The organism is Sporolactobacillus sp. BBK16-2 (assembly GCF_059878335.1).
Map to the genome: position 1 here is coordinate 1,187,846 of NZ_CM187611.1, position 25,759 is coordinate 1,213,604.

Sequence of the window (25,759 nt, forward strand, 5' to 3'; positions counted from 1 at the left end):
AGCAATTGCTCATGCCAACTGTTGACTAAGATCAGTAAGTATCTGTGATTATAAATGGCGATACAGATGTATCGTTGAGTAAGATGAAAAAGGAGGAATATCGCGATGGCTACAGAACAGCAGCTGCCCGAAATTGAAGAATATAAGTATGGGTTCCGGGAAAAAGACGTGTCTGTGTTTCGAACAAAGCGTGGTTTGACTGAGGACATCGTACGCGAAATTTCCAAGAAAAAAAACGAACCGGAATGGATGCTTAATTATCGTTTGAAAGGACTGCATCATTTTTATAAAAGACCCATGCCGCAATGGGGCGCAGATTTAAGCGGACTGAACTTCGATGACTTGACCTATTATGTGAAGCCGGTACAAAACCAAGGCCGTTCCTGGGATGAAGTACCGAGTGAAATCAAGGATACCTTTGATAAACTGGGTATCCCGGAAGCTGAGCGCAAATACCTTGCAGGTGTTTCTGCGCAATATGAGTCCGAGGTTGTCTATCACAGTATGAAGGAAGATCTTGAAAAAGATGGTGTCATTTTCCTTGACACAGATTCCGCGCTTCAAAAGCATGAAGATTTGTTTAAACAGTACTTTGGCAAAGTGATTTCTTTTGCTGATAATAAATTTTCCGCGTTGAACGCAGCATGCTGGTCCGGCGGATCCTTCGTTTATATTCCGAAGGGTGTGGTTTGCAAGACACCGCTTCAAGCCTATTTCCGCATTAACTCAGAGAGCATGGGTCAGTTTGAACGCACGCTGATCATTGTCGATCAAGGTGCTTCTGTACATTATGTTGAAGGCTGTACTGCGCCTGTATATTCCAGCAGCTCACTGCACAGCGGTATTGTTGAAATCTATGTGTGCAAAGATGCTTACTGTCGTTATACAACGATTCAAAACTGGGCAAACAACGTGTACAATCTTGTTACCCAGCGCGCGATCTGTGAGGAACATGCGACGATGGAATGGGTAGACGGAAACATCGGTTCCGCCGTTACGATGAAGTACCCATCCGTCGTACTAAAAGGTGAAGGATCACGGGGAAGTACGCTGACAATCGCGATCGGCGGCAAGGGACAGAACCAAGATTCCGGATCAAAGATGATGCATCTGGCTCCGAACACATCATCAACGATCATCTCGAAATCCATCGCTAAGAATGGCGGTAATGTAACCTATCGAGGCAAGGTTCATTTTGCACCGAATGCGAAGAATTCCCGCGCCCATATTGAATGCGACACTTTGATCATGGATGATAAATCGACATCGGATACGATTCCTTATAATGAAGTATTGAATAAGGATATTTCGATGGAACATGAAGCGAAGGTTTCCAAGGTCTCCGAAGAACAGCTCTTCTATTTGATGAGCCGAGGGTTAACCGAACAAGAAGCGACGGAAATGATCGTTATGGGCTTCATTGAGCCGTTTACGAAAGAACTCCCGATGGAGTATGCAGTCGAAATGAACCGGCTGATTAAATATAACATGGAAGGCTCGATCGGCTAACAAGCATAGATGATCAAGTCAAGTATTGATACCTTTCAATCCGCCTTCGGACGGTTTGAAAGGTTTTGTGTTTTTTGGGTAAAGAAATTTAAAAAAGGCGACTCCTCCTTGACAGAATAAAAGCTGCAGAGGATAAAATAGATATGTCAGCTTTAAAAAGCTGCATGGTTTGTTTCTTAATGGGAGGTTTACGTTTGATCACACTCCATTTTTTACATACAAATGATATTCACAGCCATCTTGATTCGTGGGGCTGCTTGGTACGTTACTTGAATCAGGAACGAGAACGCCTTAATGAAGCTGGAGAGCCGTTTCTGACCTTAGATTTAGGCGATCATATGGACCGTGTAAATCCAATGACAGAGGGGCTGCTCGGAACAGGAAACGTAAAATTATTAAATGATGCACACTATGACTACGTGACCATTGGCAATAATGAGGGGATTACATTTACGAAAGAGCAACTCAGCATTGCGTATCTGATGAGACGTTTTAAGATTGTGCTCGCCAATCTCTATGATCAGCAAACCGGAAAGCGTCCGCAATGGTGCATGCCATACGTGATTCAGGAGATGCAGGGCGTGAAGGTTGGTCTGATCGGGTTGACAGCTGCTTTTCCTCATTTTTACAGCCAGCTTGGTTGGACCATTAAGGATCCATATTCCGAATTAACGAACCTGGTGACACAGATACGCGGCAAGGTCGATGTTCTCGTTTTATTGTCTCATGTCGGTTTGCCGTTTGATGAAAAGGTCGCACGGGAAATTGAAGGAATCGATGTTATTATCGGTGCTCATACGCATCATGTGCTTGAACAGGGAAAAATAGTAAGCGGTACGTTAATTGCCCAAACCGGAAAGTTTCTTCAATACGTCGGTCATATCGTCGTTGATTATGATGAACTAAAGAGAAAGGTTGTTTATAAAGGTGCAGATCTTGTAACGCTTCGTGAACCATCTGATCAGAGCGCGAACAATGAGGTGCGCGAACTGACTCAAAAAGGCATTGCAAATATGCAGAAGGTTATTGCCGTGCTCGATCACGATTATCCGGTCGACTGGTTTGCAAAATCAGAATTAACCGACTTAATGGCTGATGCGCTTCGCAAGTGGTGTGATGCAGATATCGGAATGGTGAATGCGGGTGTTATACTGGATCACCTGTTGAAAGGTCCTGTTACGCGATTCATGATTCATCGCATCTGTCCTCACCCGATTAATCCATGCCGCGTCGAAGTGACGGGGGAAGAAATTGTTGAAATGATTCGTCTCGGACGGAAAAAAGACTTTCAAACCTTTGAATTAAAAGGATTCGGATTTCGCGGTAAAATGCTTGGCCGGCTTGTGTTTAGCGGACTTTCGTATGAAATAATTTCAGATTCACTGGTTAATGTCCGAATACACGGGCAGCCGATTGATAACTTAAGGCGATATAGTGTCGGTACGATCGATATGTTTACCTTAGGCTCATTTCTTCCTCCGATTGTCAAAGCTGAGCAGCGCTTCTATTTGCCGGAAACATTGCGCGATCTGCTTGCATGGCGGCTCGGTCAATTGCTTAAAGAAAAATGACAATTCACCCATTGCCCACTCTCCCCATAGGATAGGTGGGGAGGGAGGCTTAATAATGATTGACGTGCAACCTTATACAATTGATGGCATTCTGTATCAAGGGATCAGTGTCTCATTACCGAAAACGACTTTGCTTGTGATTGCTGGGAAAAATGGCTACATTATGTGTGGTGCACTGGATGTGAATTTGCTTAATGATAAGCTCGCTGATCGAAACGTGCTGGCCGGAAAGGCAGTCGGTGTCCGCACTCTGGACGATCTTCTGCATGCACCACTGGCAGAAGTGACGGTCGGTGCGGAAAAGCTTGGCATTCATGCAGGTACCATTGGTTTTGACGCTTTGAAAAAAATGGCCTAATTTCTTCAATCAAAATCTGAATAGATTTTGCGGAATCATTCAGATGTATGATGTACCATGAGTTTTCCATAGAAAAAAGACTTAACCCTCCTTCACAGTCATATAAATGATGTGGAGGAGGGTTGTCATGTTTAAACCGAGCCGACGCTACAGAAGAAAGAACATGTCGATTAAGCATACGCTGTTTCTCTCACTCTTCATTTTTTTTCTGTGCGTTTCCCTAGCAATTTGGATTGTCAATGAGAAAATGAAACCCGCCGTAATGAGTATCGCACTCACACAAACGGAACAAATCAGTAATTATGCGATCAATTATGGAATTGGGCAAAATGTATTAAGCAACGTGAATGAGAAAAATGATCCTAATGAATTACCGAAAATAGATCCCTCTAAACTGATTCTCACTCACCGTACGGATGAGAATACGGTGAGTGATTTCGATCTGAATACTGAGGAAGCTAATCGTTTAAAAGGAATTATTTCTAATCGAATTCTTTGGTTTTTAAGAGCGGCTGAAAAAGGGCGTATTTCCTTAACTAATGGTCACGCCGATGATCTGGTGTACAGTAAGCATCATAATGGTGAGGCTTTGATCGCCGACATCCCTTTGGGGCAGGTACTAAATAACGCATTGCTGAGTAATTACGGACCGCGTGTTCCTGTTGAAATGGATGTGGTCAGTAACGTCGAGAGCGACATCCGTTGGAACTATAAGAATGAGGGCATCAATAACACGCTGTTTATGTTGTATCTTGATGTCAAAATTAAGGTTGATGTTATTGTTCCGTTTGAAATGAAGACGAAAACAATTGTGCAACATATACCGCTTGGCGGCAAAGGTCTCAGTCCCGGTGTTCCTTACTATTACAGCTCAAATGGATCCGGCATTTCGACCGCAGTACCGATTGAGACACCTAAAAAAGAAGAAAAAAAGAAAAGTGGTCAGTAAAACGCAACACTCGTAGTCACGCTCAAGTGTTGCGTTCTCATTTGGATTCGTTCTTATTTGCCTGCTGTTCCCATATCCTTAATGCCGGGTACGGATCAACAGAATACTCTGCATGTCCGTTATCTCTGTACAGCCCATAATGCAAATGCGGCGGAAATTTTCCCATCGTTCCTTTTGGACCGTATCCCGAGCTTCCGACATAACCAATGACTTGTCCTGGCTTCGTAATAACATTGTGATGAATTCCGGGTGCATAGCCGTTCAAGTGGGCAAAATAATGGTAGTTTCCATGCAGATCGCGTAGGCCGATCCGCCAACCACCGTATTTATTCCAGCCTATCAGTTCGATGACACCATAAGCGGTTGCACGGACTGGTGTTCCGTAATCGGCGAAGATGTCGGTTCCTTCATGAATTCGATTTCCGCCCCATCCTCGCTTTGCGCCCCATGTCGAGGCATAATCATAATTGTAATTTGTCGGGACGGGAAAAGCGTGCTGTTCCAATTTAGCTGGCGTTGCATAGTCAAAGAGTCGGGCAAAATCTTCGATAAGGTCCACGGCTTTGCCTCTGTTATAGATGTTCCACAGGCCAATTCGTATGTTTTCTTCACCTGGTCCGGATTGAACAATTTGTTCGGCAAATGTGTAGAGCCGATCCTCAGGACTTTCAAGACTTGCATGGCCGTCGCCATTCCCGTCCTTACCCACACCGCCGAATAAGGCAATGGTTTTCGGATTCTCATCATTGAGATCAGGATTGAGCAGACCTGCCCATACGCGCTTTGGAAAGGTAATGCTGATTAGTTCATTTTTATTTTTTTTCTCAAGCCGTAACGCGTTTATATTGCGTGCATATTGGTCGCATCCGGCAAGCACATTCCAAGGAACATCAGTGAGCAATGCAGTTTTTAAATACAGTGCCTTTCGCTCTTGAGCTTGTGTATCCGGCTTTACTTGTGCGTGAACGGTTTGCGATGATACAAAAAATATAATGAGTAAGCTATAGATAATTCGTGACCGCAGCGACATGATTTAACAACGATCCTTTCATCGTTCATTTTTATTAGCAAACTTGGCTTCGCCAAGCCTCTGGCGAAGGCGAAGACTACATTCCTTTAATTTTTTTCTTTCTTATTTTGTGTAAAATTGATTTGTTTTTGCACTTTTCACGAAAGCCGCGTGATCTGCTATAATGGACAGTATGCGGATATGATGCTCTGCTTTGCATCCAAAAGCGGGCAGATGCCATGATGTGCTATACGGCAATCAAGAGGGGAGGTTATCCCATTGACCGGTTCAATCGTTTCTGTTGAACACCATAAATATGAAGTTGTAGAAGATGTTCGGAACGGCTGGAATGAGGAAGCCTTTTTAAAGCGATACAGCGAAATCCTGAACAAATTCGATTACATAGTCGGCGATTGGGGTTATGAGCAGCTGAGGCTTCGCGGCTTCTATGAAAACCATAATCCGAAATCAACCTTTGATACGAAAATAAGCACACTTGTTGATTACATTGTTGAATATTGCAGCTTTGGCTGTGCCTATTTTGTACTGAAAAAAATTGATGGTAAATAAACGTATGAACCTTGTCTGTTAGTGTGCACAAAATCAGACAATTGATAAGTCTGATTTTGCTCAAAGACAAGATGCAATGTAAAACAACATGGAGGTAGAGACGGTTGGAAAAGTATGATGCATTTTTGCTTGACCTTGATGGTACCGTTTATTGGGGAAAAGAAGAAATACCGGAAGCTGTAACCTTTGTGAAGACGTTAAAAAGCAAAGGACTGCGTTATTTGTTTGTAACTAATAATTCGACGCGCACGAAAGAAGCCGTTGCCGATCAATTATCCGGGTTTGGTATTCCGTGCACGCCGGATGACGTCTTGACAACGAGCATTGCAACAGCGAGCTATATAAAAGCGCAAAAGCCTAACGCAAAAGTGCTCTACATTGGTGAGCAAGGATTGCAGCAAGCGATGCAAGCCGCTGGTTTTACCTATGAAGAGGAGCACCCTGATTTTGTCGCATTTGGTATGGATCGGCATATTACCTATGAAAAATATGCGAAGGCATGTCTGGCAGTCCGTTCCGGTGCAGCCTTTGTTTCCACAAATCCGGATGTCGCACTTCCTAATGAACGCGGTCTGGTACCGGGAAACGGAGCGCTGACATCCGTAATCACTGTGTCCACAGGTGTAAAGCCAGTATTTATCGGGAAACCGGAGCCGATTATCATCGATTTGGCGCTTGAGAAATTAGGTACAACCAAGCAGCGCACACTCATGATCGGAGATAATTATGATACAGACATTATGGCAGGAATTAATGCGGGCCTTGATACCCTCATTGTTCACACTGGCGTAACGTCTGCTGAAGTTTTGAAGACGAAGACCGTACAGCCTTCGTATGCATTAAAGTCCCTAAGTGAATGGAACTTTGAATAAGTGCCATTAATAACGACGATTATCATGATTTTTTAACAAATTCTTTAACTGAATAACCGCTTATATGGCCGCATTTTTAATGCGGTTTTTTAACAAGTAAAGAAAGTATAAGATTTTACCCCATATTTAAACGAATAAACCAGTGTCTTGACCGAGAATCAAAGCGGAGGTGCGAGACGCCTGCGGCAAGCGAGCAACCGAAGCGATGATTCAACACTGTAAAGACACAAACCAATCACACATGGCTGGAGATTAAAGACCGGGCGCTTTTTGCTCGGTTTTTCTTATGGAAATCATTGCTTGTTCGGGTGATGAAATATACTTTTGATCAATAGAATGGATAAAGTAGAAGTCTGACAATGGAGGCGGCCGTATTATGAATATGCCTGACTGGCGGTCGGTAGTGGCCAAAGATTACGATATGCAGAATACAGACGGACCCATTAGGCTTTATTTTTATCCCATAAATCAATTTTATCACCATAATTTAGAACAGCTGGCACGATGGGCGGATTATTTAGCGATCGAAGCCGGATTACCGGTCTGCCGAATGGTGCGAAACCGTGAAGGCCGCTATGATACGGAAGTGAATGGAGAGTCATGGGTCCTGATGAATTCTCCACTACAAACGGATCGGCTGGAACGATCAGCCGGGGCAATGCTTGCAGAATTTCACGCGCGGACATCAGGTGTCGATTTGGCGTCATTTCCCGAATCAACAGGGCAATCGAGAACAGAAAACTTAGAGAAACGACTTGATACATTGGAAAAAAAATATGATGTTTGTCAAAATGAAGGGCAGCGCTCGTCTTTTGAGCAAGTGTTCGTAGATCATTTTCCATACTTTTCAGGCTGTGCAGAAAATGCAATTCAGATGGCTGTTGATGAATCCATCAACTCCCCCAATGCGGAACCGCTTTGTATCGGACACGATCAATTTGTCGATTACGAACGTTTTCCTATAGATAATCCTGCTCTTTGGGTTGTTGACGATCGATCCAGGGATTTGGCGGAAGGGCTTCGCACACTTGCTTGGCAAAGCGTGCGAAGTGATCCGGAGCTGACAGCCAAAGCTTTTTTAGATGATTACGAAGCGCGCTTTCCGTTGAGTGAGCCCGCAATTGCCAAGATGTATGGACGCCTTCTCTATCCGCTTACCTTCATAGAATGCTGTGAGCGATATTTTACTGGTTCCGTAAATGCCAACGAACGTGACCTTGAATTGGTTTTGCGCCAGGGAGAAGAAAAAGTGAGGGATCAAGAGCGGCTGCTTTCATTTCTTGCAGACCGTTATAAAAATCGATTCTATGCCCCAGAATGGCTGTCCCGTCCATTATGACAAAAAAAGCACCGTTCGCAAATTCAGCAAACGGTGCTCAGCTTTATCCAGTTCTATTTAAAAGACTTGTTCAAGCTCTTTAATTCCGGGAACATTTTCAACGAGTGCTCGTTCGATGCCTGCTTTCAGCGTGAGTGTCGAACTTGGACAATTGCCGCATGCGCCGAGTAATCGGACACGTACAATGCCGTTCTCCACGTCCAACAATTCAACATCTCCGCCATCGCGCAGCAGGTAGGGACGAAGCTTCTCCAGTACCTCTTCGACTTGATTATACATACACACACTCCTCCACTGTTGCATTTAGACTCATTATAGCTTTTTTTATCTGGAAAATCTATTGATAAGTCATACCAGTTCAACAACTGAAGCGATTGTCAAAAATCAAATCAGTGACGCAGCCGTGTGAATTTGCTATATTAATTAGTAAATTACATGTGATCTTGAGGTGAACGGATTGGAACTAACAGTATACGGAGCTGAAGCCGTCTGCGCAAGCTGCGTTCAGGCACCGCCGGCAAAGGCAACTGCTGAATGGCTGGAGGCAGCTCTTTCACGTAAATTTGACGGAACGATTTCAGTCCGTTACATTGATCTTAATAAACCGGAAACAGCTGAAGACCGTGCCTATTGTGCTAAAATTCTTGACGATGACTATTTTTATCCGCTTGTGGTATCACAAGGGAAGGTGCTTGGCGAGGGATTTATCACACTCAAGCCGATTGTACACTACTTAATTGAGCACGGTATGTGTCTTCGGCAAACAAACCAATAAGCATACGCACGATCGATCAGATAAAAAGGAGGACATCATATGCTCGATTTTCATCACAGCTGGCCCTATGAGAGGGTTGCGAACGACCTCTATTTTGAAGAGTGTCCATTTTGTCATAAATCGCCGGTTTTGCTTTCGATTAAAAAAGAAGCTGTTGACGGTGCTTTCGAGGGAATTAAAGCAAATCTAATTATGCCTTGCTGTCATGAAAAAATCGTTATTGAAACGATGGATCGTGATTACATCTGGGCAACACAGGTATTACGCTGACGCTGACATACCGCTATCATATTGAGCGGCTTACATAGGACTGGAGTGATGAATTTGGGACAGGAAATTCAGTTTACAAAAATGCATGGCCTTGGCAATTGTTACATCTATTTGGACGGGATCACGCGGGATTTATCATCGATCACGTCCTTTCCTGAACTTTCACAGCACGTTTCCGATCCTTATAAAGGGATTGGTTCTGATGGTTTAATTCTGATTTTGCCGTCGACTGTCGCTGATGTGCAAATGCGTATCTTTAACAAGGATGGTTCCGAAGCGATGAATTGCGGGAATGGACTTCGTTGTGTCGCAAAATACGCCTATGAGCATCAACTGGTCGATTCAAAACGATTTGCAATTGAAACCCGCTCTGGCAATAAATGGGCCGTTGTACATGTGCAGAACGGTGTTGTGGATGAGGTGACCGTAGATATGGGAGAACCGATTCTTGAACGAGAGCGGATTCCTGTAGCAGGAGACAAACGCGGACAAAAGGTTATTCGCGAGCCCCTATCCGTTGAGGATAAGGGGTATACATTCACTGCCGTATCCATGGGAAATCCGCATGCCTTATTTTTTGTGGAAGATATTGCTAAGGCGCCGATTCACAAGCTTGGCGCGATGCTTGCCGATACGGATCCTCTTTTTCCAAATGGTGCTAATATCGGCTTCATTGAACCGATTACAGATCGGGAAGTGAACTACCGTGTGTGGGAACGCGGATCAGGAATCACTCAAGCATGCGGTACAGGTGCATGCGCGTGTGTTGTTGCCTCTGTTTTGGAAGAGCGTGTCGCAAAGAATGTGCCGGTAACCGTGCATCTTGAAGGCGGCGATTTACAGATTGAATGGAGAAACGATACGAATCATGTGATGATGACCGGTGAAGCAAAAACGATTTGTGAAGGGGTCTATTTTCAGGCATAAAGGATGTTTATTTGTGATTCAGGTCACATCACGATATAATGTTACTAAATCATAAAAGGAGCTGAAAGAAATGAATATTACATTGACTGATGCTGCCAGCTTTCGCGTCAAGGAAATGATTGAGAACGAACCGGGAGAAAACTTATTCCTCCGCGTTGGTGTCGGTGGCGGCGGCTGCTCCGGACTGACTTACGGAATGGGATTCGATGATAAAATGATTGACGGCGATCTCGCTTTTGAAGGCCAAGGTTTTAAGGTAGTTGTCGACCAGAACAGCGCGCCAATGCTCGACGGAGTCACCATTGATTTCAAACAAAATCTTGACGGCGGCGGATTCACAATCGATAATCCGAACGCAATTTCTTCATGCGGCTGCGGTCATTCATTTAAAACTGCAGACAACGAAGGACAGCCTGCAAAACAGTGTGACTGCTGAAAAAACAGATTACTTAGAAGCATATTTAGCAAATTTAACTATTAAATACGGTGCGACTTATCTTTTCAATTCTAAAACGTACAGCAAACTGCTTTAAAGGTTCGTGATCCCTTGAGACTTTGGCATCAAAAACTCATTCCCTTTTTACCGAGACAGCAACTGCTAGGACAACATCGAGAATGTGCAGCTCTAAGAGGAAATGGATGGGGCCGACCGCATGCGACCGTTAACTATGTTTTTAAGTATTCTCCATACAAACTTTTTCAGTTTCACATGATTGTAATTAAAGAAATGAAGAAACGTGGATATAATCCTGATATGCAATGGGCAGATCCGTTTTTTCGTGGGAAAAAATGCTTAAAATACAGTGAACTTGAATGCGTACCTTTAAAAGATCCTATTTATCCAGAGCATGATGAGGATTATTTGAAATCCTGCCTGTTAAATTTGAAAAATAAAGGTATTGAACTCTCTCTTTAACTAAAGTTTGCAAATTAAATTGTGTATCAATCAATTCCTAGTCAGCTGCTCTTTAGGTTTTCACAATGACTATTGATTTCGTTCATTTTGGAAAGCTAAAAACTCGCGGCTGTCTTTTTTTTCGAGCACCTTTTAGTGATTCATCACTAAAATGAACTGACCCCCTAAAGTTGGACGATAAAATTCAACTTTAGGGGGTTTTACTATGACCAAATACTCAACTGATTTTAAGACGAAGGTGATCGGTGAGTACCTTAAGGGGATGGGGAGCACCTCCTTGTGCCATAAGTATCAGATTCGATCTCATCAAACGCTCTTGAATTGGGTGCATCGCTACCAGACAAACGGCATTGCAGGCATTAAAAAATTGAATGAATGGCCGGAATATACCTGCAATTTTAAACTGAACGTATTAAAGTGGATGAAGGAGAACCATTCATCACTCGAACGTGCAGCCCTTCATTTCAACATCTCTTCGCCATCAACGATTTATCAATGGGATCGGCGGTTTGAATCAATGGGTGTGGATGGATTAAAAACGAAGCGAGGACGTCCACCTATGGGGAAACATGAACCTACAAAGCGTACAGCTAAAAAGAACGACAAGTTGAAAAATGTTGATCAGCCTGAACAGGAGCGGCTTAAGGATCTTGAGAAGGAAAATGAGCTGCTTCGGATTGAGAATGAGTACTTAAAAAAATTGGACACCTTAGTTCGCCAGAGAGAGCAACGCGAGCGGAACAAACGCAAGTAGTTACTGAACTAAGGCGGAACCACTCTCTGAATGACATTCTACGGGTTGTGAACCTGCCGAAAAGTGTCTATTACTATCAGAAACAGTGCGCGCAAAAAGATACTGAGGACCCTGTGATCTCTGAAATAAAGGCTGTAAAACAGAAGAATCCAGCTTATGGCTATCGTCGTGTTGTCCTGACACTTCGACGCCACCATTTAAAAGTGAATCACAAAAAGGTCCAGCGCATCATGAGAACGGAAGGCCTTCAGTCGACGGCCTATAGCAAAAGAATCCGTAAGTACAATTCGTATAAAGGTACGGTTGGCAAAGTCGCTAAGAATCATTTGAACCGTCGGTTCATGACGGATCGACCCTATCAAAAACTTGTCTCTGACGTTTCCGAATTTCGTTGGGGACATCAAACAACCAACGAACGTCTTTATCTTGAACCCGTTATGGATCTTTATTCTGATGAAATTTTATCCTTTAATATAAGTGATCATCCGACAGTAGCCTTTGCGTTAAAACCGCTTCATGAGGCTCTAGAACGCCTAACGGAACATCACTATCGCACGTACGTTCATACAGATCAAGGTTTCCAGTACCAAAATTACCTTTGGCGCAAGGAACTTAAATCGCATCGTGTTTGTCAGAGTATGTCTCGAAAGGCGACTTGTCTGGACAATGCCCAAATGGAGAGTTTCTTCCATCTCATGAAAGCCGGAACCGTATCCTCACACCACTATCAGACACATGAGGAGCTAGAAACTGCGATGCGTGTGTGGATTAAGTACTATAATGAGTCTAGAATCAAAGAAAAACTCGGGGGTCTAAGTCCGATTGAATACCGGATTTCAACCACCGAGCAAGTAGCTTAAAACTATGTCCAACTTTTGGGGTTCACATCAAAAGGTGCTTTTTTTTTAATATCGATCGTTCGAATGAAGCAGGAATTATTTCAAGTTCTGTTGAATGACTAATCATATCCTGCAAAAATGGAGATGGTAAACAATGGAACAAATAAAGCTGTCAAAAACTGAACGACTCATTTTAGCTAATCAATATATCATCTTAAGAAAATTGGATACCCATTCAACGGCAGAGTTTGATGGCATAATTGAAGCATTGATCAATGGATATCCATATATCTATAATGATTATTTTAGTTATGTAAACGATAATATAGATGAAGACATTGAGAAAAAAGTAATTAATGTCTTGAGTATGTTTCGAAGTCTGTATTCGAGCTATCAACAATTAGCTGTTGATGATCGGAATAGCATTGATGAAAGTGAAGTTGTTTTTAGTGGGTTCGATGGAAATAACGAAACTTCGCATTACGCCTTTACTGAATGCTTAATTAACAAATACGATCAATTTAATGAAGTAAAAGAGCTGATTAAAAATAAAAAATTAGAGGATTTGAATTCACATTTTCCTACATTGCCACGGTATAATCAACTCTTAGAAAGATGGTTCACGCTTAAAAAAGAAGGACAATTTAGTTCATCTGAAAATGTGTTCCTAACAGTAGATGAACTAAATTATGTCTTGGGACATAATTTCTGAACCTAGAGATCAATTTAATTATAGAAGCTGTCTGATGATTTGACGGCAACCTAACGGCATCTGTTCATTCAGGTGCTTTTATTGTATCTTAATTTGGAAATTTTCATATCCATCAATGGAGGAATTTGGATTTTTTTAGCAATACATGGATGACAATCAAATTGGTTGATGAAGTACATTTTGACGCGTATTGTTATCCGTGAGGAAGATTTGTCCATTTCGTATTATAAATATTTTTGACACAAATTATCCTTGAATTGTTAACAAAAAAGACATATTATTAAGAGGAAAACGAATCAACTTCAATTGCATTGATGGTTTGCTTGCTGGATTCAGTTCAACGAGAGTGAGCATATTAGTCGGCCGATGTTATGCATCGGCAAACCAACCTAATAACTGTATTTATATTTTTTATAAAAAGAAAAAGGTGGCTGTGAACAACCATGAGTAAGCCGAAAATCGTTATACTTGGCGCCGGATACGGCGGTATGATGGCAACCGTGCGCCTCACAAAAGAATTAAGTGTGGAAGATGCGGATATTACGCTTGTCAATAAGCATAATTATCATTATCAAACAACTTGGCTGCACGAAGCTGCAGCGGGAACGATTCACCATGATCGCACAAGAATGTTGATTAAAAATGTGATCAACACAAAACGTGTACATTTTGTGCAAGATTCTGTTCAGTCTATTGACCGTGAGAATCACAAAGTATTGCTCAAAAACGGTGAGATTGATTATGATTATCTGGTCATTTCACTCGGATTTGAGTCGAATACATTCGGTATCAAAGGATTGGAAGAAAATGCGTTTGCTATTCGCAGTGTAAACACGGCACGTAAGATTCGCGAACACATCGAGTATCGGTTTGCAAGCTACAACAGTGATCCGGATGCAAAAGACAGCGACTTGACTATTGTTGTCGGTGGTGCTGGATTGAGCGGTGTTGAATTTTTGGGAGAGCTTGTTGACCGGATTCCGGCACTTTGCAAGGAATATGATATTGATCCTAGTAAAGTACGAATTGTGGATGTTGAAGGTATGCCTTTTGTTCTGCCTCCGTTTGATCGGGAATTGGCAAATTATGCGCAAAACTATTTGGAAAGTAAAGGCGTTGAATTTAAATTAAGTACGTTTATTAAAGAAGCGACCTCCGAAGGCGTTAAGGTTCAAAAGAAGGACAGCGAAGAATTGGAAGAAATTCAGGCTGGTACCGTTGTTTGGACAGGCGGTGTCAAAGCTAACCACATTCCTGCTGAATCCGGATTTGAAACGAACCGCGGCAAAATCCAGGTAAGTGCAGATCTTCGTGCTTCAGAGGACGATCACATTTTCGCAATCGGAGATGTCGCTGTTGTCTTCCCTCCTAATGCGGAACGTCCTTATCCGCCAACGGCTCAGATTGCCATTCAAGAAGCCGAAAATTTGGCGAAAAATATGAAACATATCCTTAAGGGTGAAGCGACTGAACCGTTTGTATACAAGCCTAAGGGTACAGTGGCATCACTTGGTGAAAAACAGGCGATCGGTGTCGTGTTTGACCATAAATTGACTGGCAAGCCTGCAGCGGCAATGAAAAAGGTAATTGATGATCGCTACCTGCTCATGCTTGGCGGTGTTCCACTCGTGCTGAAGAAGGGCAAATTAAATCTTCTTTAAGCATTGTGCCGATTAAATAATTATAGTCTCTCTAGTTTGGCGGATAAGCAAATCTGCCAGCCGGAGGGACTATTATTTTTTTAAATGATGTGTTTACATAGAGTAGTTAATAGAGACCTATGAAGAAAGTCCGATTGTCTCTGGCAACACGTTTCTTGCTCATAAATTAACCATTTGTGAAGTAAAGGGATTGATTGAAGACACGAAAAATAGAGTGCAATGGTTGGGGGGCATTGAAGGGTGTATTGCATGAAAATAATGAGTTCTATTAAAATTGAAGGCATTTACGATGAGCTTCCTGTTGCTCATTTCAGCCATTTCCAAATTTGCATTAACCGATTTGCCTTTTCAGGATTCTCGTTCATTTGATCAATCAGATGGTCAAGTTCCGGAATCTTTTTGACCTTCATAAGTAATTCCTTATCTTCTTGACTGCCGTACCCTAATGCAGACTCATTTATCAAACCAGTGCGACCAAGTAAATAATCTGTAGAAACACGAAGATAATCCGCAATTTGCACAATCATTTCAGGATCTGGTTTGCGATCTCCTGATTCGTAGCGGCTCAGCTGCGCATTGGAAATATTTAATTGACGCGCCATTTCAAGCTGCGATACACTTTTTTCATCGCGCAGGAAACGGATTCTGCTGCCCAACGTGTTAACCATCAGGAGTAATCCTCCTACATTTTGCTTTATCACTAAACAAGAAAATTCTATCATGTTCCCTTTTTAATAGTGTTTTGTTTGACAAATAGGAAAAATGATTGATGATATTTAGATCTTAATGCTATAATTCTAACTAAAATTACCAATAAGGTAATGAGGAGGATCACTATGCTGACTGTTGACCTGAACAGAATGAGACAGTTAAGAGAATCAAAAATGTCATTGCAAGAAATGGCCACACGAATCGGATATCAAAGCGCCAATGGTTACTATTATCTTGAATGCGGCAGAAGTAAAATAAGTGCTGCGACACTCGCTAAAGTGGCAGTGGTACTAGATGTACCGATTCAAGAGCTCTTTACTGACCAGGCGGAAAATTGATACGATGATGGTCTCTTAAGAAGATGGGAAAGTTTACAAGTAATGAAACCAGTCAAAACTTTGAATTTGTACGAGTCAATGCTAAACTTAGTATCGGAATTATACTCGATGTTGAGACGGGGAATGTTGCTTGTGAGTCATTCACCAGCCATCTCTGAAAGGAGACTTTTTAATGTGCGGATTTTGCGGATATATCGCAAGAAATCCTCATTTGGAACCGGATAATCATGAACAAAATTCGATGACCTCACGAGCAGAGATTATTAATCACAGGGGACCCGATGATGTGGGGTATTATACGGATAATCAGGTACAGTTAGCCTTTCGCAGATTGAGTATTATTGATCTTGCAGGTGGACATCAGCCGCTTCCATATGAAAATGATCGTTACTACATTATTTTTAATGGCGAAGTTTATAATTACGTTGAATTGCGCAATGAATTAATTATGAAAGGTTTCAGTTTTGAAACGACATCGGACACGGAAGTCATTGTCGCTCTATACGCTGATCGCGGTTTAGATTGTGTCAACTATTTGCGAGGAATGTTTGCTTTTATTATTTGGGATAAGCAGGACAAAACCTTATTTGCTGCACGTGATCACTTTGGTATTAAGCCATTTTATTATATGGAGCAGGACAATGGGATTTTCTTCGCTTCCGAAATGAAAAGCCTGCTCATTAGCGACGAGACGCATCCGATCGAAGAGAAGGCTTTGCAATATTATCTCACCTTTCAATTTGTTCCTGAGCCCAATATGCTTGCGGGAAATGTAAGAAGTCTGGAGCCTGGACACTACCTTATTAAAAAAAATGGCAAGCCGTTGCAGAATAAGGCGTTTTGGCATCCAACGTTTGCTCCTGTCAATCAGTCAATTGATGATGCAAAAAAGAAAATACAGGACGTGCTTATTGATTCGGTGAAAATACACATGAGAAGCGATGTTCCGGTTGGTGCCTTCTTATCCAGCGGTATTGATTCAACATCAATTGTTGCTTTGGCTAAACGTTTTAATGAAAAGATTAAAACGTTTACAGTAGGGTTTGCAAGCAAAGGCTACAATGAGGTTGATGTTGCAAGAGACTCTGCGGAAAAGCTTGGTGTCGAAAATTACGCGCTTGAGATTACACCCGAAATGTGTATGAAAGAGATGCCGAAGATCGTTTGGCATTTGGATAACCCGCTCGCCGATCCGGCAGCAATTCCGAATTATTTTGTTGCCCGGGAGGCAAGAAAACAAGTGAAGGTTGTCCTTTCAGGAGAAGGAGCTGACGAACTGTTCGGCGGCTATAATATTTATCGAGAACCGCTTTCTCTGAAATGGTTTGACTCCGTCCCTGAACTTGGGAAAAACTTGCTTCACGCACTTGCGTCAAGACTTCCTGATACGTTAAAAGGACGTAGCTACCTGCTTAGAGGAACGACACCGCTTTCCAAACGATATGTTGGAAATGCGTTTATCTTCAATGAAGAAGAGAAGAAATATGTACTGAAGACTTTTTCTGAGAACACTTCATTTACGGATATCACGAATCCAATCTATAAAAAAGCTTCTGGGAACAACAAATTGGACCAAATGCAGCTCGTTGATATTGAAACATGGCTACGCGGAGATATTCTTGTGGTTGCTGATCGGATGACGATGGCGCATTCATTGGAGCTGCGTGTTCCATTCTTGGATACAAATGTGTTTGATGTTGCCCGCTCGCTGCCTGCCTCGCTTAAAACTGCACAGGGAACAACGAAATATGCGTTCCGTGAAGCCATGCGTGGTATTGTTCCGGATTCGATTCTATTTAGAAAAAAGCTTGGCTTCCCAGTACCGATCCGCATCTGGCTGAAGGATGAAATGCATGACTGGGCGCTTAAAATTATCCATGACAGCGATACGGATACTTATATTAATAAGTCATATGTGCTTAAATTGTTGGATGATCATTGCAGTGGGAAAATCGATAACAGTAGAAAAATTTGGACCGTTTTAATGTTCATGCTCTGGCATCAGATTTATATTGAGAAAACAGTAAGTGTGGAGCATGAGCCTGCGCTCCAATCATAAAAAATTGAAATGAAAAAAGGATCCTTGCATCTAGGGCAAGGATCCTTTTTTGTGTTGCTGAAGCTTAATGGGTTTGAGTTTCCCGTTCGCGCTCCAGACCTTCGTTTGGTCTAAATAAGATTGTTAGGCAATACAGGGCACAAATGCCGACAATCCCATACACGAGGCGTGAAAGTGCAGTTCCTGATCCACCGAATATCGCAGAGACAAGGTCAAACCGAAAAAATCCGATTAACCCCCAATTTATTCCGCCGATGATAAGTAGTACGAGACATGTTTTCTGCAAACCGCTCATAACCGTACCTCCTTTTATGTGCGTGCATGACTAGCATGGCTTTTTTTCCCACATCTATTCATAAAAATGATGATTGAATAAAATATAATTAGTGAATGATCTGTGAAATCGTTTGCAATTTGATGAAAGAAAAGGGAATCATGACTTGAATTTGCCCTCATGGTCTTGTACAGTTAAGGAGGAATTATTTTGAGTATTGGAGGCCGATGAAATGAGCAAGAAAGTTGCTTTTGATTACAGCAATGCACTTTCATTTTTTGCACAACATGAATTGGATTATCTGACAGCGCAAGTATCGACTGCTCATCAAGCAATTCATGAAAAAACCGGAGCAGGCAATGATTTTCTTGGCTGGCTTGATCTCCCAACTGCATATGATAAAGAAGAATTCTCCAGGATTAAGAAAGCAGCAGAGAAAATTAAATCAGATTCGGATGTTTTAGTAGTTATTGGTATCGGCGGATCCTATTTGGGTGCCCGCGCGGCAATTGAAACCCTTAACCACTCATTTTATAACATTCTTCCGAAAGGAGAACGCAAAACACCGCAGGTATTCTTTGCAGGCAACAGCATTAGTTCAACCTATTTGAATGAATTGTTTGATGTGCTCAAGGATAAGGATGTTTCGGTTAATGTTATTTCTAAGTCAGGAACAACGACTGAACCTGCGATCGCGTTCCGCGTATTCCGTGAATTTCTTGAAAATAAGTACGGTAAAGAAGAAGCAAAGGGCAGAATCTATGCGACCACAGATAAAGCAAAAGGTGCGTTAAAAACTCTTGCTGACAACGAAGGGTACGAATCCTTTGTTATTCCGGATGACGTCGGCGGACGCTTTTCAGTGCTGACGGCAGTCGGTCTGCTGCCAATTGCTGCTTCCGGAATTGATATTGATGAACTCATGACCGGCGCAAGAGATGCACAGAATGACTTCAGCGAACCTGATTTGAGCAAAAACGCTGCTTATCAATATGCAGCGGTTCGTAACATTCTATACAATAAGGGCAAATCGGTTGAGATGCTTGTCAACTTTGAACCGCATCTGCACTATTTCTCAGAATGGTGGAAGCAGCTCTTCGGAGAAAGTGAAGGCAAAGACTTCAAGGGATTGTACCCTTCTTCAGCTGATTTCAGTACGGATCTTCATTCACTTGGACAATTTGTACAGGAAGGCCGTCGCGTAATGTTTGAAACGGCAGTGCTTGTAGGCGAACCAAGAAAGAATGTGACGATCAAAGCAGAAAAAGGAAATTTGGACAACCTGAATTTTCTTGCTGACAAGACGATGGATTTCGTTAATAAAAAAGCTGCTGAAGGTGTGCGTCTTGCACATACGGACGGTCAAGTGCCGCAGCTCGTGGTGACCATTCCTGAACTGAATGCCTATCACTTTGGTTACCTGATTTACTTCTTCGAAAAAGCAGTTGCGATCAGCGGATATCTGCTCGGCGTGAATCCATTTAATCAACCGGGTGTTGAAGCATATAAAAAGAATATGTTTGCACTGCTCGGCAAGCCTGGCTATGAAGCAGAAAAAGCAACACTTGAAGCACGATTGAATCATTGATTTTCCAGATAATATAAGAAGCTTTGCCTCATAAAGGGGTGGAGCTTCTTTTTTTTTGGAGATATTCCGTATGTTATAGACTGTTTGTTCGTGTAAGGTGGAAAGGTGATTAACGGTTTGGGGTTTGACTAAGGTCACATTATCCCTTAACATATAGTGCAGTGATGCCTTGACGGACATGCTTTGTAAACGATTCGGAAAGGAAGGGAATAGGACACGTGAAACGAAGAAACTCTACCGGAATGTTTCCCAAATTGATCAGCATCCTTTTAACATTCGTTCAAGTTGTCATTGTTTTATATATCTTGCTGCAATTTTTCGGTGCAAATCCGACACCTTTTGTGAATCTGCTTAACAGTCTGAGTGAGCCGATACTTAAGCCTTTTCAAGGCATTTTTCATCCAATTGTCTTTAATGAGCACAGCCTCGATCTTTCTGCAGTCTTCGCTTTAATTGTGTATAGCATTATCGGATTCGGGATCCAAAAGATCTTGGCCATCCTTAAAATAAAATAAGAATAACTGCTGAAAAACGGAGCGTAGGTGCTCCGTTTTTTTACGTGCAACCTTTTGCTCGCAATTAATGATGGTTATTCAATCGTCCCATAATTATAGTGCTGTAGTAGTTGCCATCGGAAAGCTTTTTGTCTTCTCTGAGCACGCCTTCAACAGCAAATCCCATTTTTTTATACAGAGTAATGGCGTTAGTGTTGGTTTCAAGCACATTCAACATGATTCTTTTTATCCCTTGTTGATCAGCCCAGGCAAACAGTGTAACAAAAAATCCCCTTAAATAAAAGGGGATCGTATTGAAGCCGTTAATCAAATTTACGTAATGATTCAACCGGATCAAGGTTGGCTGCCTTAGAAGAAGGGGCAAGGCCGGCAATGACACTGATCAGTATGCTTATCATTAATCCGAAAAGGACAAAGCCCGGTGTCACATCAAGCAGGGACACGTGCATATGCGGACGGGCGAAATAATTGCCGATTGCGGCGGCAATAAATGCCAACCCAACTCCGATTGCTCCGCTGAATAAGCCGAGCAAACTCGCTTCCGAGAAGAAAAGATGGCGAATGTCCTTGCGCCGTGCGCCGATCGCGCGTAAGATGCCGATCTCCTTTGTCCGTTCAGAAACACTTATATACAGAACGACAATGATCATGATTGCTGAGACCAGAAGCGAAATACCGGCAATCGCAGCAAGGACATAGGATGCGATGGAAATGTAGAGTGTCAGTGAATCAAGAAATGCGCCGGCTCCGTTTGGCGTGTAGCCATGCTTTTTAAAGTAGTTCTGGACGGTCTTAACATTTTCAATTTTGTCGATCTTGACGGTTGCCATATTCGCCTTTAACGTCAGTTTCTGCTTATCGTACATATCCTGCAATGTACCATAGTCAGCTGTGAGCAGGCCCATTTGCGCGTTTCCGTTAAAAATGGCTGAGATTTTCAATTTTTTCTGCATGACGATCGGCTGTTGATTTTTGTCCGTCATGTTGACATAGAAAGTAACGGTTTTTCCAATCAGACTGTTTGGTTTTTTCGAAAGCTGCTTAGCGATGTCTTTGCTCAACCCGATTTCGTTTGCCCCTGGGATATGGCTTCCCTTAGCTAAATCTTTTTCAGGAATCGCTCCATCTACAGTCTGAAAATATTGTGGGATAGCGATTTTACTGCCTAGCTTAATGCGTGTTGAGGAGAGCCAGAGTACTTTTTCCGCTGATGTGACATGATTGATCTTTTTCATCTTCGCAAGATCGTCTTCTGAAACTGCAGCGGATTTTTTAATTTGGCTGCTCTCGCCGTCTTGCTGCGAGATTCCTTTCTTGGTGAGCTGAACGACCGTAGGATTTATATTTTTCATGATTTCGTCGTGAAGGTAGGTCTGCACACCGCTGCCCAATGCTAGCATAATGATGACACTGAATATACCAATCGATCCGCCAATCGTAACGAGCAAATTTCGTTTCAAGTTGTGGCGAATATTGTCAAGGGCCATTTTAAATGTTGCGGGCATGCTCAAATTTTTTGTTTTCGGTTCCTCGCGATGTTCAGGCAGCGGATAGGCATCTTTGAGACGGATGTCATCAGCGATCCGCCCGTCGTCAATTTTTATGATGCGTGTTCCGTAGTCTGCAACCTTTTGCGAGTGTGTGACCGTGATGACTAATTTGCCTTGCTTGGCAATTGTGTCAAGAAGCTCCATAATCTGCTCACTGTTCTTCTTGTCAAGCGCTCCTGTCGGTTCGTCAGCAAGGATAATATCCGGATTATTCGCTAGTGCGCGGGCGATCGCCACGCGTTGCTTCTGACCGCCGGAGAGCTGATTCGGCCTTTTGTGGAGATGGTCACCGAGTCCGACAGTCGTTAGTAGGTCCTTGGCGTGCGCCACGCGTTCCTTTTCCGACATCGTCGTCATTTTCAGAGTGATCAGCACGTTATTCAGAACAGTCATGTGATTGATCAGATTGAAGCTTTGGAAAATGAAACCGACATTTGTCTTACGGTAATCATCCAGCTCTTTTTCTTTCATCTGATGCAATGCCTTGCCGTTGATCAGGACATCACCAGTGTAATCCTTGTCCATACCACCGATGATATTCATCAACGTTGATTTTCCACCGCCGGATTCGCCTAGAATAGAGACAAACTCCCCACGTTCAAGTTTTAAATCGACCCCATGAAGAACGGGAAATGTCTGCTTTCCGGAAAGCTTGTACGACTTATGAATGTCTTTTAATTCAATGTAGCTCATTGGGTTCCTCCAGTTATTATCCCGCTTGAATGTTCGCGAGAGTTTCTTATTCTTATGTTTTACTGCCCATCCATAGCATAATGGATGATATGAAATGTTTAACCGTGCTGAGGCATTAAATGTTTCTAAGCCTAAAGACGTATTCTCATCGCTATTTAAGTGTAACCAATAGGAATTTGGCAAAATAGTGATGTTTATCCGAATTAGAAATGACAATTGTCATGCGTTCCACCAATTATTGAACTTCCCATAACTACTCAATGAATCAGCCGACGATTGTTTGTCCGTGATACATTAGTCCGTTGTCCTGTTCATCTTGTTATAATAGTTTAAAAAAATAATTAGGGAGTTTTGAAATGACAGGTTATGAAAACAAAGAAGCATTAATTGATGAAATTCGAAAAACATATCGACTTTTTGATCAAGAATTTGAAAATGTTCCTGAAGCGAACCGGAACATTCGCCTTGATGAAGTGGATCGAACACCACAGGAAATGCTTGCTTATCAGATTGGATGGCTGACGCTCGTGATGAGCTGGGAGGAAGATGAATTAGCTGGGAAACAGGTGATTACACCAACCCCTGATTACAAATGGAATCAACTAGGAATGCTTTATCAGCAGTTTTATCAGCACTACGCCAATGATTCATTGGAGGAGCTTCGTGCATTGTTTAGAGATAAGATTGAAACATGGTGCGGATGGGTTAATGGCTTGAGTGATGAAGAACTTTTTGTTCCGGGTATACGAAGGTGGACGGTGACTAGTGCAAATTGGCCGATGTGGAAATGGATTCATATTAATTCTGTCGCACCATTTAGGAGTTTCAGGACCAAAATCAGAAAGTGGAAAAGAAATATTTAAGTTGGCTGTTACAGAATCTGATGGAAGAATGGTCTGAGAGGATTGAAGGTGAGCAGGGAAAAAGATATACCGCCATCTAACAATGCGTCATTGATCACTGGCTTAATTAAGCGTGAATGAACGGTTAGCATGTATTCAACTGTTTCCGGATACAATAAAAGCCGTTGCACAAAAATCATGCAACGGCTCTCTAGAAAGTGGAGCATAGGGGGATCGAACCCCTGACCTCTGCCATGCGAAGGCAACGCTCTCCCAGCTGAGCTAATGCCCCATAAAAGACCACGACAAAGATTATACTGCCGAGAGAAAAATTGGTCAACCCTGTATCAAAAAAGGCGGTTATATCATTATCTGTTTGTGGATGTAAACTTTTTACTTTAGCATTTATTTTAAAATATCATGAGATTGTGTTAAATAATAAACGAAATTTAAAAATATTACCAAAATTTAAATCTTTAGTCAATAAAATATTTAAATTTTGTAATAAAATATAATCTTTTTACGTCACATTTCCTAACATTAGAGTTATAATTGTCTATGAAATTTTTTTTAATCCATATAAGAGGAGACGTTGGTAGTGAGTATTTTTAAAACAAAACCGATTGCCAGCCTGATTGCGGAAACAGAAGGTAAGCAGGGATTAAAGAAAGCGCTTGGCGCGATGGATCTTACTCTGCTCGGCATCGGAGCTGTTATCGGCACCGGCATTTTCGTCCTTACCGGTGTTGCAGCAGCAACCTACTCCGGACCGGCACTAATTATTTCATTCATTTTATCCGGATTGGCTTGTTTCTTTGCTGCTTTATGCTATGCGGAATTTGCTTCTACTGTTCCGGTTGCCGGCAGCGCATACACGTACAGCTACGCTGCACTTGGTGAAATTTGGGCATGGATTATCGGATGGGATTTAATTCTTGAGTATGCCGTTGCGATCAGTGCAGTTGCGATTGGCTGGTCAGGCTACGCAGTCACGCTGCTGAGCAGTTTAGGCATTGATTTACCAAAGGCAATTACTGCGGCACCTCTAGACGGCGGTGTAGTCAATTTGCCGGCGATGATTATCATTGCATTAATTTGCTGGCTGCTGATTTCTGGTATCCGCCAGACTTCAAATTTAAACGGCGTTATCGTTGCAATAAAGTTGATCGTTATTGCATTGTTCATTGTTCTGGCTGTTTGGCATGTGAAACCTGCAAACTGGCATCCGTTTATGCCGTTCGGCTTCAACGGAGTCGTTTCCGGCGCAGCGGTTATCTTTTTCGCCTACATTGGTTTTGATGCCGTATCTACGGCTGCTGAGGAAACAAAGAATCCTCAAAAGAACCTGCCTAAAGGTATTCTTTATTCACTATTAATCTGTACGGCATTATACATTGTTGTATCAGGAATTTTGACAGGTGTCGTTAAATACAGCTTGTTCAAGCATACAGCTGCTCCGGTTGCGTTTGCTCTGCAGCAAATTGGAATTAACTGGGGCTCGGCACTCGTTTCTGTTGGTGCGATTTGCGGCATTACATCAGTATTGCTCGTCATCACGTACGGCCAAACGCGTATCTTTTTCGCTATGGCTCGTGATGGATTGATTCCTAAAGCACTTGGCAAGGTCAGTGAGAAGCATCAGACACCGGTAACTTCAACACTTTTGGTAGCTGTCGTCACGATCATCACGGCCGGCTTTCTGCCAATCGGAATTGTTGCCGAACTCGCTAATATCGGCACGCTGTTCGCCTTTGTTATTGTCTCAATTGGCATCATTGTGCTTCGTAAAAGAAGACCTGATTTGAAACGCGGCTTTAGAACACCATTGGTACCACTTGTTCCTATTCTCGCCGTGTTGTCCTGCGGTTATCTGATTATTCACTTGCAGACAGCGACACTCTGGCGCTTTGTTATTTGGTTCATAGTTGGTATGATTGTTTATTTCTTCTATGGTCGTCGTCACAGCACGCTGCTTCGCGATACCCAATCATCCAGTCAAGAAAAAGCTTGATAAATCGGATAACATTTTAAATAAGAATAGAGAGAACAGCTTGTTTCCCTTGTGGATACAGGCTGTTTTTTCTTAACGATGAAATTATAGCAATGAACCTGTGAAAAATTTTTGTAAAATGATGTCTCATTTGTATTTTTTGCTAAT

26 protein-coding genes, 1 tRNA gene and 2 pseudogenes are annotated in these 25,759 nt (G+C 42.4%); 21 read left to right on the forward strand and 8 right to left on the reverse strand.

Annotation, left to right across the window (positions count from 1 at the left end; all coding sequences use genetic code 11):
* Nucleotides 1–105 precede the first annotated feature (105 nt).
* The 4 genes from sufB (at nucleotide 106) to yunB (ending at nucleotide 4,387) form a co-directional block, all read left to right on the forward strand.
* Entirely contained in the window at nucleotides 106–1,509 is a 1,404-nt protein-coding gene (gene sufB / locus AC6F33_RS05955) for a Fe-S cluster assembly protein SufB (protein WP_255746947.1), read from the forward strand.
* A gap of 194 nt (nucleotides 1,510–1,703) precedes the next feature.
* On the forward strand, nucleotides 1,704–3,080 hold the full coding sequence (locus AC6F33_RS05960) for a bifunctional metallophosphatase/5'-nucleotidase (protein WP_255746949.1): 1,377 nt from the start codon (nucleotides 1,704–1,706) through the stop codon (nucleotides 3,078–3,080).
* Between the two features lie 55 nt (nucleotides 3,081–3,135).
* A complete protein-coding gene (locus tag AC6F33_RS05965) occupies nucleotides 3,136–3,438 on the forward strand; it encodes a YunC family protein (protein ID WP_500777977.1) in 303 nt (100 codons plus the stop codon).
* 127 nt (nucleotides 3,439–3,565) lie between these two features.
* On the forward strand, nucleotides 3,566–4,387 hold the full coding sequence (yunB, locus tag AC6F33_RS05970) for a sporulation protein YunB (protein WP_255746952.1): 822 nt from the start codon (nucleotides 3,566–3,568) through the stop codon (nucleotides 4,385–4,387).
* Between the two features lie 37 nt (nucleotides 4,388–4,424).
* Here the strand turns inward: yunB and AC6F33_RS05975 are convergent, their stop codons facing one another.
* Nucleotides 4,425–5,417: a M23 family metallopeptidase gene (locus AC6F33_RS05975; RefSeq protein ID WP_500777978.1), complete on the reverse strand. Its 993-nt coding sequence runs from the start codon at nucleotides 5,415–5,417 to the stop codon at nucleotides 4,425–4,427.
* Nucleotides 5,418–5,675: 258 nt separating this feature from the next.
* Here AC6F33_RS05975 and AC6F33_RS05980 point away from each other — a divergent pair, with 258 nt between their 5' ends.
* The 3 genes from AC6F33_RS05980 (at nucleotide 5,676) to AC6F33_RS05990 (ending at nucleotide 8,177) form a co-directional block, all read left to right on the forward strand.
* On the forward strand, nucleotides 5,676–5,966 hold the full coding sequence (locus tag AC6F33_RS05980; RefSeq protein ID WP_255746956.1) for a YutD family protein: 291 nt from the start codon (nucleotides 5,676–5,678) through the stop codon (nucleotides 5,964–5,966).
* Nucleotides 5,967–6,070: 104 nt separating this feature from the next.
* A complete protein-coding gene (gene nucF / locus AC6F33_RS05985) occupies nucleotides 6,071–6,838 on the forward strand; it encodes a 5' nucleotidase NucF (protein WP_255746957.1) in 768 nt (255 codons plus the stop codon).
* A gap of 376 nt (nucleotides 6,839–7,214) precedes the next feature.
* The gene (locus AC6F33_RS05990) at nucleotides 7,215–8,177 is read left to right on the forward strand and encodes a YutH/CotS family kinase-like spore coat protein (protein ID WP_255746958.1); all 963 of its coding nucleotides are present in this window, start codon (nucleotides 7,215–7,217) and stop codon (nucleotides 8,175–8,177) included.
* A gap of 57 nt (nucleotides 8,178–8,234) precedes the next feature.
* Here the strand turns inward: AC6F33_RS05990 and AC6F33_RS05995 are convergent, their stop codons facing one another.
* Nucleotides 8,235–8,456: a NifU family protein gene (locus AC6F33_RS05995; RefSeq protein ID WP_255746959.1), complete on the reverse strand. Its 222-nt coding sequence runs from the start codon at nucleotides 8,454–8,456 to the stop codon at nucleotides 8,235–8,237.
* Between the two features lie 178 nt (nucleotides 8,457–8,634).
* Between AC6F33_RS05995 and AC6F33_RS06000 the strand changes: the two genes are divergently transcribed.
* From AC6F33_RS06000 to AC6F33_RS06035, 8 genes and pseudogenes are all read left to right on the forward strand, one after another.
* Entirely contained in the window at nucleotides 8,635–8,952 is a 318-nt protein-coding gene (locus AC6F33_RS06000) for a DUF1462 family protein (protein ID WP_255746961.1), read from the forward strand.
* A 39-nt stretch (nucleotides 8,953–8,991) separates the two neighbouring features.
* Nucleotides 8,992–9,222 carry a hypothetical protein gene (locus tag AC6F33_RS06005; RefSeq protein ID WP_255746964.1) on the forward strand — a complete coding sequence of 77 codons (231 nt, stop codon included), beginning with the start codon at nucleotides 8,992–8,994 and terminating at the stop codon, nucleotides 9,220–9,222.
* A 54-nt stretch (nucleotides 9,223–9,276) separates the two neighbouring features.
* On the forward strand, nucleotides 9,277–10,149 hold the full coding sequence (gene dapF, locus AC6F33_RS06010) for a diaminopimelate epimerase (RefSeq protein ID WP_370645937.1): 873 nt from the start codon (nucleotides 9,277–9,279) through the stop codon (nucleotides 10,147–10,149).
* Between the two features lie 70 nt (nucleotides 10,150–10,219).
* On the forward strand, nucleotides 10,220–10,585 hold the full coding sequence (locus AC6F33_RS06015) for a HesB/IscA family protein (protein WP_255746969.1): 366 nt from the start codon (nucleotides 10,220–10,222) through the stop codon (nucleotides 10,583–10,585).
* A gap of 111 nt (nucleotides 10,586–10,696) precedes the next feature.
* A complete protein-coding gene (locus AC6F33_RS06020) occupies nucleotides 10,697–11,065 on the forward strand; it encodes a TIGR02328 family protein (protein ID WP_255746972.1) in 369 nt (122 codons plus the stop codon).
* Nucleotides 11,066–11,270: 205 nt separating this feature from the next.
* A pseudogene (locus AC6F33_RS06025) lies at nucleotides 11,271–12,679 on the forward strand (IS3 family transposase).
* A 133-nt stretch (nucleotides 12,680–12,812) separates the two neighbouring features.
* Nucleotides 12,813–13,370: a YfbU family protein gene (locus tag AC6F33_RS06030; RefSeq protein WP_255746974.1), complete on the forward strand. Its 558-nt coding sequence runs from the start codon at nucleotides 12,813–12,815 to the stop codon at nucleotides 13,368–13,370.
* A gap of 443 nt (nucleotides 13,371–13,813) precedes the next feature.
* Nucleotides 13,814–15,031: an NAD(P)/FAD-dependent oxidoreductase gene (locus tag AC6F33_RS06035; RefSeq protein WP_480947521.1), complete on the forward strand. Its 1,218-nt coding sequence runs from the start codon at nucleotides 13,814–13,816 to the stop codon at nucleotides 15,029–15,031.
* Between the two features lie 305 nt (nucleotides 15,032–15,336).
* Here AC6F33_RS06035 and AC6F33_RS06040 read toward each other — a convergent pair whose 3' ends face one another.
* A complete protein-coding gene (locus AC6F33_RS06040; RefSeq protein WP_255746979.1) occupies nucleotides 15,337–15,699 on the reverse strand; it encodes a helix-turn-helix domain-containing protein in 363 nt (120 codons plus the stop codon).
* Nucleotides 15,700–15,867: 168 nt separating this feature from the next.
* Here AC6F33_RS06040 and AC6F33_RS06045 point away from each other — a divergent pair, with 168 nt between their 5' ends.
* Nucleotides 15,868–16,080 carry a helix-turn-helix domain-containing protein gene (locus tag AC6F33_RS06045; protein WP_255746981.1) on the forward strand — a complete coding sequence of 71 codons (213 nt, stop codon included), beginning with the start codon at nucleotides 15,868–15,870 and terminating at the stop codon, nucleotides 16,078–16,080.
* A 172-nt stretch (nucleotides 16,081–16,252) separates the two neighbouring features.
* Entirely contained in the window at nucleotides 16,253–18,139 is a 1,887-nt protein-coding gene (gene asnB / locus AC6F33_RS06050) for an asparagine synthase (glutamine-hydrolyzing) (protein ID WP_255746983.1), read from the forward strand.
* A gap of 64 nt (nucleotides 18,140–18,203) precedes the next feature.
* Here asnB and AC6F33_RS06055 read toward each other — a convergent pair whose 3' ends face one another.
* Nucleotides 18,204–18,434: a DUF378 domain-containing protein gene (locus tag AC6F33_RS06055; protein WP_255746985.1), complete on the reverse strand. Its 231-nt coding sequence runs from the start codon at nucleotides 18,432–18,434 to the stop codon at nucleotides 18,204–18,206.
* A gap of 211 nt (nucleotides 18,435–18,645) precedes the next feature.
* Between AC6F33_RS06055 and AC6F33_RS06060 the strand changes: the two genes are divergently transcribed.
* Together AC6F33_RS06060 and AC6F33_RS06065 are read left to right on the forward strand one after the other, a co-directional pair.
* The gene (locus tag AC6F33_RS06060; protein WP_255746987.1) at nucleotides 18,646–20,001 is read left to right on the forward strand and encodes a glucose-6-phosphate isomerase; all 1,356 of its coding nucleotides are present in this window, start codon (nucleotides 18,646–18,648) and stop codon (nucleotides 19,999–20,001) included.
* Nucleotides 20,002–20,219: 218 nt separating this feature from the next.
* Nucleotides 20,220–20,516 (forward strand): YggT family protein, encoded by a 297-nt coding sequence (locus AC6F33_RS06065; RefSeq protein ID WP_255746989.1) that lies wholly within the window; start codon nucleotides 20,220–20,222, stop codon nucleotides 20,514–20,516.
* A 64-nt stretch (nucleotides 20,517–20,580) separates the two neighbouring features.
* Here AC6F33_RS06065 and AC6F33_RS06070 read toward each other — a convergent pair.
* Nucleotides 20,581–20,766: pseudogene (locus AC6F33_RS06070) on the reverse strand (GNAT family N-acetyltransferase); the annotation flags it as partial.
* A 52-nt stretch (nucleotides 20,767–20,818) separates the two neighbouring features.
* Complete coding sequence (locus AC6F33_RS06075) at nucleotides 20,819–22,759, reverse strand: ABC transporter ATP-binding protein/permease (protein ID WP_480947519.1); 1,941 nt, start codon at nucleotides 22,757–22,759, stop codon at nucleotides 20,819–20,821.
* 356 nt (nucleotides 22,760–23,115) lie between these two features.
* Here AC6F33_RS06075 and AC6F33_RS06080 point away from each other — a divergent pair, with 356 nt between their 5' ends.
* Nucleotides 23,116–23,622, forward strand: coding sequence for a ClbS/DfsB family four-helix bundle protein (locus AC6F33_RS06080; RefSeq protein ID WP_255746993.1), 507 nt, complete (start codon nucleotides 23,116–23,118; stop codon nucleotides 23,620–23,622).
* Between the two features lie 8 nt (nucleotides 23,623–23,630).
* Here AC6F33_RS06080 and AC6F33_RS06085 read toward each other — a convergent pair whose 3' ends face one another.
* Both AC6F33_RS06085 and AC6F33_RS06090 read right to left on the reverse strand, forming a co-directional pair.
* Entirely contained in the window at nucleotides 23,631–23,801 is a 171-nt protein-coding gene (locus tag AC6F33_RS06085) for a hypothetical protein (RefSeq protein WP_255746995.1), read from the reverse strand.
* A gap of 19 nt (nucleotides 23,802–23,820) precedes the next feature.
* A tRNA-Ala gene (locus AC6F33_RS06090) sits at nucleotides 23,821–23,893 on the reverse strand.
* A 306-nt stretch (nucleotides 23,894–24,199) separates the two neighbouring features.
* Between AC6F33_RS06090 and bcaP the strand changes: the two genes are divergently transcribed.
* A complete protein-coding gene (gene bcaP / locus AC6F33_RS06095) occupies nucleotides 24,200–25,612 on the forward strand; it encodes a branched-chain amino acid transporter BcaP (RefSeq protein WP_255746998.1) in 1,413 nt (470 codons plus the stop codon).
* Nucleotides 25,613–25,759 lie beyond the last annotated feature (147 nt).

Bases quoted from the DNA above. Each gene is read 5' to 3' on its own strand.
- AC6F33_RS06085 (WP_255746995.1), bottom strand. From the start codon at position 23,801: ATGATTTTTGTGCAACGGCTTTTATTGTATCCGGAAACAGTTGAATAC.
- AC6F33_RS06080 (WP_255746993.1), top strand. From the start codon at position 23,116: ATGACAGGTTATGAAAACAAAGAAGCATTAATTGATGAAATTCGAAAA.
- AC6F33_RS05975 (WP_500777978.1), bottom strand. From the start codon at position 5,417: ATGTCGCTGCGGTCACGAATTATCTATAGCTTACTCATTATATTTTTT.
- AC6F33_RS06060 (WP_255746987.1), top strand. From the start codon at position 18,646: ATGAGCAAGAAAGTTGCTTTTGATTACAGCAATGCACTTTCATTTTTT.
- AC6F33_RS05965 (WP_500777977.1), top strand. From the start codon at position 3,136: ATGATTGACGTGCAACCTTATACAATTGATGGCATTCTGTATCAAGGG.
- AC6F33_RS06055 (WP_255746985.1), bottom strand. From the start codon at position 18,434: ATGAGCGGTTTGCAGAAAACATGTCTCGTACTACTTATCATCGGCGGA.
- AC6F33_RS06040 (WP_255746979.1), bottom strand. From the start codon at position 15,699: ATGGTTAACACGTTGGGCAGCAGAATCCGTTTCCTGCGCGATGAAAAA.
- AC6F33_RS06015 (WP_255746969.1), top strand. From the start codon at position 10,220: ATGAATATTACATTGACTGATGCTGCCAGCTTTCGCGTCAAGGAAATG.
- asnB (WP_255746983.1), top strand. From the start codon at position 16,253: ATGTGCGGATTTTGCGGATATATCGCAAGAAATCCTCATTTGGAACCG.
- AC6F33_RS05995 (WP_255746959.1), bottom strand. From the start codon at position 8,456: ATGTATAATCAAGTCGAAGAGGTACTGGAGAAGCTTCGTCCCTACCTG.
- AC6F33_RS06075 (WP_480947519.1), bottom strand. From the start codon at position 22,759: ATGAGCTACATTGAATTAAAAGACATTCATAAGTCGTACAAGCTTTCC.
- AC6F33_RS05990 (WP_255746958.1), top strand. From the start codon at position 7,215: ATGAATATGCCTGACTGGCGGTCGGTAGTGGCCAAAGATTACGATATG.
- AC6F33_RS06005 (WP_255746964.1), top strand. From the start codon at position 8,992: ATGCTCGATTTTCATCACAGCTGGCCCTATGAGAGGGTTGCGAACGAC.
- AC6F33_RS06030 (WP_255746974.1), top strand. From the start codon at position 12,813: ATGGAACAAATAAAGCTGTCAAAAACTGAACGACTCATTTTAGCTAAT.
- AC6F33_RS06045 (WP_255746981.1), top strand. From the start codon at position 15,868: ATGCTGACTGTTGACCTGAACAGAATGAGACAGTTAAGAGAATCAAAA.
- yunB (WP_255746952.1), top strand. From the start codon at position 3,566: ATGTTTAAACCGAGCCGACGCTACAGAAGAAAGAACATGTCGATTAAG.
- sufB (WP_255746947.1), top strand. From the start codon at position 106: ATGGCTACAGAACAGCAGCTGCCCGAAATTGAAGAATATAAGTATGGG.
- AC6F33_RS06035 (WP_480947521.1), top strand. From the start codon at position 13,814: ATGAGTAAGCCGAAAATCGTTATACTTGGCGCCGGATACGGCGGTATG.